The organism is Clostridium sp. ATCC 25772 (assembly GCF_001573875.1).
GTDB classification, from domain to species: domain Bacteria; phylum Bacillota; class Clostridia; order Clostridiales; family Clostridiaceae; genus Clostridium_J; species Clostridium_J senegalense.
In genome coordinates, this window is record NZ_LFRG01000141.1 from 1 (window position 1) to 739 (window position 739).

Consider the following 739-nt stretch of genomic DNA (forward strand, 5'->3'; position numbering starts at 1 on the left):
TTAAGACCCTCTTTATCAAATAAATCTAGCATTGTTTTCTTACCAGATATTAAATCTTTCATAAATGTTTTAAGATCTACATCTTCTATAAACTTTTCATCTTTTATTTGATTTTGAATTTCTTGTAAATTAATTTTATTTAATTGTTCACTTATATATGTATCTACACTTTCTTTTACTTTTTTATCATTTTCTTCTTGTGCAAATGAAACATTTGCAAATGTTAGCCCCATTAGTATACATAAAATTATACTAGTCACAATTTTTTTCATAAGTAATCATTCTCCTATGGAATCAAATTTAAAATCATATCAACAATAGATATTAATATAGGGAATGACATAGTCATAACTATAATTTTTCCTCCGAATTCAAGCTTAGCTGCAATATTTCCTTCCCCACAGTCTTTGCATATCTGAATAGCAAACTCCATTAAGTATGCTATTCCTATAAGTTTGATTATTAAAGATATATACATAGTAGGTATGTTAGCCTTATTTGCTAATTCATTTATACTTTCAATTATAAAATTGAATTTATAGGTTACAGAAAGTAAAATCATAATTCCTGTTAGTATTCCTATAAACATAGCCATTTCTGGTCTATCTTTTTTTATAATTAAGCATAATATAGTAGAGATAAGCGCAAGACCTACCAATTTCATTACATCCAAAAGATCTCCCCCTTAATATAACTGAAACATCGTTCTAACTGCATTAAATAGATCATTTATCTCATA

General features: G+C 26.0%; 2 protein-coding genes. Both read right to left on the reverse strand.

Translation table 11 applies throughout. From position 1 onward, the window contains the following. Positions 1–272, reverse strand: a 272-nt coding sequence (locus AZI32_RS17195) for a hypothetical protein (RefSeq protein WP_345968970.1), incomplete at its 3' end; no start/stop codon positions are given. A gap of 14 nt (positions 273–286) precedes the next feature. Next, the gene (gene spoIIIAD / locus AZI32_RS17200) at positions 287–664 is read right to left on the reverse strand and encodes a stage III sporulation protein AD (RefSeq protein WP_224170712.1); all 378 of its coding nucleotides are present in this window, start codon (positions 662–664) and stop codon (positions 287–289) included. Positions 665–739 lie beyond the last annotated feature (75 nt).

What these genes read in the sequence shown, in the direction of transcription:
- spoIIIAD (WP_224170712.1), bottom strand. Translation starts at nt 664, where the DNA reads ATGAAATTGGTAGGTCTTGCGCTTATCTCTACTATATTATGCTTAATT.